This window comes from Streptomyces cahuitamycinicus (assembly GCF_002891435.1).
In the GTDB taxonomy this organism is placed as follows: Bacteria; Actinomycetota; Actinomycetes; order Streptomycetales; family Streptomycetaceae; genus Streptomyces; species Streptomyces cahuitamycinicus.
In genome coordinates this window covers 1-4004 of sequence record NZ_POUC01000577.1, presented here as the reverse complement: position 1 = coordinate 4004, position 4004 = coordinate 1, and the positions used below count along the sequence as shown (strand labels likewise).

4 protein-coding genes and 1 pseudogene are annotated in these 4004 nt (G+C 69.0%); 3 read left to right on the top strand and 2 right to left on the bottom strand.

Annotated features, from left to right (window positions below; all coding sequences use genetic code 11):
* The 3 genes and pseudogenes from C1J00_RS39545 to C1J00_RS39535 form a co-directional block, all read left to right on the top strand.
* Positions 1–118: pseudogene (locus tag C1J00_RS39545) on the top strand (IS5/IS1182 family transposase); the annotation flags it as partial.
* 451 nt (positions 119–569) lie between these two features.
* Entirely contained in the window at positions 570–1592 is a 1023-nt protein-coding gene (locus C1J00_RS39540) for an SCO1860 family LAETG-anchored protein (RefSeq protein ID WP_102913694.1), read from the top strand.
* A gap of 74 nt (positions 1593–1666) precedes the next feature.
* Positions 1667–2374, top strand: a complete 708-nt coding sequence (locus tag C1J00_RS39535; protein ID WP_180989863.1) for a hypothetical protein — start codon at positions 1667–1669, stop codon at positions 2372–2374.
* Between the two features lie 643 nt (positions 2375–3017).
* On the opposite strand, the gene C1J00_RS39530 is transcribed toward C1J00_RS39535, so the two are convergent.
* Both C1J00_RS39530 and C1J00_RS39525 read right to left on the bottom strand, forming a co-directional pair.
* Positions 3018–3212: a hypothetical protein gene (locus tag C1J00_RS39530; protein ID WP_102913693.1), complete on the bottom strand. Its 195-nt coding sequence runs from the start codon at positions 3210–3212 to the stop codon at positions 3018–3020.
* 526 nt (positions 3213–3738) lie between these two features.
* Positions 3739–4004: BBE domain-containing protein (locus C1J00_RS39525; RefSeq protein ID WP_180989862.1), on the bottom strand; the 266-nt coding region annotated here is incomplete at its 5' end.

The window sequence follows — 4004 nt, the reverse complement described above, 5'->3', positions numbered from 1 at the left end:
GGTCGAACGAGGCGTCGCCCGCCTGAAGTCCTGGCGGATCTTCCGCAGAGCCCGCTGCAGTCCGAACCGCATGACGTCAATCGCCAAAGCCGTCCTCACCCTGGAGCGGCAACGCTGAAGAAGCTCACTGACGCGCCCCGGGGACGGGCAGCGTGGTCGGCATTGGTGGACGCAGCCGCAGGATGCCTTCTAGCCGCTGGACGCGGGGCCGGTAATTCCGCAGCGGTTGTACGCTCACCTATCGCCGGCCGGGGCCGCCGCGCTGCGCCGCCGTCATGGCGGCGGTGTTAGGAGGGGGACGTCGCTGCCCCGGGCCGGCAGCGCCGACCCTGCTGAGCGGGGCCGGGTGGCGGTAACGACTTACCGGCTCAGAAGTTGCGCGGTAGGCAAGGAGTGGGCGAGGAAACCGCACGTTGGGGTGATCAGCTGTCGGATTGTCGCACGACTGGCATCCGTAAGGCCATGATCTGCGGGTCAAGGTCGTCGGCGGACACGCTGTACCGAGCACGGCAGTGCCGACGGCTCCATGTCTCCACGGGGGTTTCTCAGTGTACAAAAATGTCTTCAGCATGCCCGCCCGCTCAGCCGCTCTCCTGAGTGTTTCGGCTCTGGCGATCGGCGGCGCACTGGCCGTCGGCCCGGCTTACGCCGTACCTGCGGACGAATACTCCGGCTCCACCGGCAAGGCGACCGCCGCCACGGCGCGCGCCGACCTCAAGGTCGCCGTGGAGGGTGTCGGCGACGTTCCGGTGAAGAAGTCGCTCAACGATCTGAGCGCGCCCGGGGACGCGCAGCAGACGCTGCTCACCGCCGAGGTGAACGGTGTGAACAAGGGGCAGCCCACAACCCTGGTCAAGGCCAAGGTCGCGCATTCCAGCGTCAAGGCGGACGCGCACTGGTCGGTGGGTCACGCCAAGCTCGTCGGCGTACGGGCCTACGCACCTGGCCTGCCCACCAATCCGCTGCTGGCCGCCGACCTTGTGAAGGCAACGGCCTCCTGCGAGACGGGCAAGAAGCCGACCGCGAAGGCCGCGCTGGCGGACAACGTGACCGTCCTCGGCAAGCCCGTCCCCGTGAACGGGCCCGGCGACCAGCACGTCGAGGTGCCGGGCGTCGGCACCGTCGACCTCGTCCTGGAGAACGAGACCACGACGGACAGCACGGGGGCCGCCACCGCGCTTCGGCTGAAGTACACAGTGACTCCGGCCAAGCTGGGCGTGGTGAAGGCATCCGGAGAGATCGTGCTCGCCGAGGCCACCTGCGCGATGCCGGGCGCCTCCGGCGCCGACCATGACGGTTCGGACAGCGACGGTGCGAGCGGTGACGGATCCGGCAGTGGCGCCGAGGGCGGCTCGTCCGACGACCAGTCCGCCGCCGAGTCCGCCGACCCGAAGAGCGCCCAGGACACCGAGAACGCCATTGCCGCGGGCAATCAGCCCAACACCCAGACCGGCGACGACGGCTTGAACCTTGCTGAGACCGGCGGCAACGCCGCCACACCCGTCATCGCAGGCGCGGGCGGGGCGCTCATCCTCGGTGGCGCCGCGGCCGTGTACCTGATGCGTCGCCGCCGCACCACTCAGAACAACTGACGCGGTACCGGTCCCGGGCGGCGCTCCCGCTCGGGACCGGGCCGGACCTCGGAGGCGGCATCGGCTACGGCCCCTTGCTGCTGGACTGCCTGGTCGAGCCCGGATCACTGATCGACATCGCGGCGACTCAACGCCCCGAGAACGACCTCCTGGAGCGCTTGGAGAACCTCACAGTCGGCTACAAACCCTGCGAACCCACACTCCGGCCATCACTGGAGTCTTTGGGCATGAACGGCTACCGCAACATCATCGTCCTGACCGACGAGGGTATCGACTCTGAACCGGCCGACGCCCACACGCTGGTGGCGCTGCCTCACCTCCGCGACATCGCCGTCCGGTACGGCAGTCCGTACTCGATCGTCACCGAGATGAACAACGACGCCAACCGTGAGATCGCCCAGGTCACCAAGGCGGATGACTTCATCGTCAGTACCAAGATATTCAGCCTCCTGCTGACCCAACTCGTCGAGGACCGCCATCTCCATGCCGTGTTCACCGATCTCTTCGATCCGGCGGGATCGGAGATCTACCTCAAACCGGCCACCGATTACCTCTGCCCGGAAACACCAGCGAGTTTCGCAACAGTCATCGAGGCGGCCCGGCACCGGGCAGAGACAGCCATCGGCTATCGGATCGCGCGGCACAGCGATGAACCTCCGACCTACGGCATCTTCCTCAATCCCGACAAGACCGCGCCACTGTCCCTGCGCGAGGACGATGCCGTCGTGGTACTCGCCGAGAACGGTCGGCCGGCCGTCAGCATGCCCGTAGCTCCAGACTGACACGGCACCGGCGGCGAGGAGGCGGTACCGCCGTTCAGTTCCGGTCGAGGGCCGTCCGCGACGGGTCCTTCTGGAACGCACAGGGCATCTCCGAGGGAAGGCCGAGGCAGTCACCATGCTCCTCGCGGGAGTCGAAACCACCGGCGCATTCCTCGCTTGGCTCCTGCGCGAACTCGACCGGCACCCCGGCATCCGCACCCGGCTCCTCCCACAGACCGGTAGCGCCGACTCCTTCTCTACTGATCAGTCCGGCCGCCCGGCCGCCAGGCCGGGCAATGGGCCCTCACCCAGCACCATGCGGCGCCCGGCGACGGCCGGTGCCCTGTCGATGCGGCACCGCGAGCCTGGGTAGTCGGCTGCCGGACCAGCGACCACCGTTTCGTGGACTTGTCAGGTGCAGCGCAGCAGAGTGGACAGCTGTCCATCACGCCGCCTGCCCCGTGCCAGGTGAGCACGGTGTCGGAGCGTCCCAGGAACCGGTAGAGGCGGGTGATCGGCGGTGCGATACCGAATCCGTCCGGCAGACGACGACATGAAGGCAGCGGTTCTGGCGGGGGCGTTGCCCCTTACGCCTGAACGCGTCATGTCCTGGCCGAAGGTCGGCCTCGTGCCGGCAGGGCGCCGCGTCCCCGGACCCCGAGCACTACCGGCGCAGGGTGACCGACCTGTGGAGTTGTTCGTAACCCACGTCGAAGGAGAACACGGGAGTGTGTGGGTGGGAGAGGGCGCCGACGCCCCGGTCGCGGCCGCAGCCGTGTGGGCTGCTGATTCGCCTGAATCGTGCGGTGACGTTCTCGCCGGGCTCGAGGAGGAGCTGCCCGCCATCACCGGTGGGCACAGGGCCACCTTCGAACGCAGTGAGCGTGAACTGGCCCCCTATCGGCCTACGGGTCCGCTGTGGACGCTGGTCGCGGTCGGTGCTGAGGAGAGCCGGTGCCCCGAGGGCTGGGGCAGCACCGTCCTGGCTCCCGGTCTGCGGCGAACGGACGACGATGGTGTGCCGGCCTGGAGACGGCCGACGAGCACAATCTGCCCTGCCACCGTGCACCTGGCTTCGAGACGACGACCGGCGCAGCCGCCCTGCCCGACGGCGGTCCCAGGGCCTGGTGCGTGATCCGCCCTCCCCACCACTGACCGCACACGCCCAGTCGGCCATCAGCCCCGTACGGCAAAGGGTCGGCTTCTCCGGTACCGGAGCGGTCCGGTACGACTGTGGGAAGGGGGGTGCGGCCGACGCGGTTGTGCCTGTGCCGGGCAGCTGGGGGCGCCGGCCAGGAGGGAAACCCGGGGCGGCCGGCGCTCGCCGGCCATGGGGCCACGGCGGCCTCGTCGGCCACGCCCGCCGCCACCGGTTCGTGCTGGTCTCATCGACCACTGTGCGGCACGGTCCGCGGCCCGCTGGCGTCGCCCGGTGCGACGCTACCTCCCTTAGGGGTCTTGTCGGGGAGACGGACCGACTGGGCGTGGCGGAAGACGTTGTGCGGGTCCCAGCGCTTCTTGGTGCGTTGCAGCCGGGCGTAGTTGTCCTTGTGGTAGAGCCGGTACGAGGACTGCCCCGAGGTGTTGCGGCCGAGGTCGTCGAGGTCGGTGTCGGGGTAGTTGACGTAGCAGCCGTCGGTGGGAGTGGAGG

Coding starts and splice junctions, on each gene's coding strand:
- C1J00_RS39540 (WP_102913694.1), top strand. CDS start 570: ATGCCCGCCCGCTCAGCCGCTCTCCTGAGTGTTTCGGCTCTGGCGATC.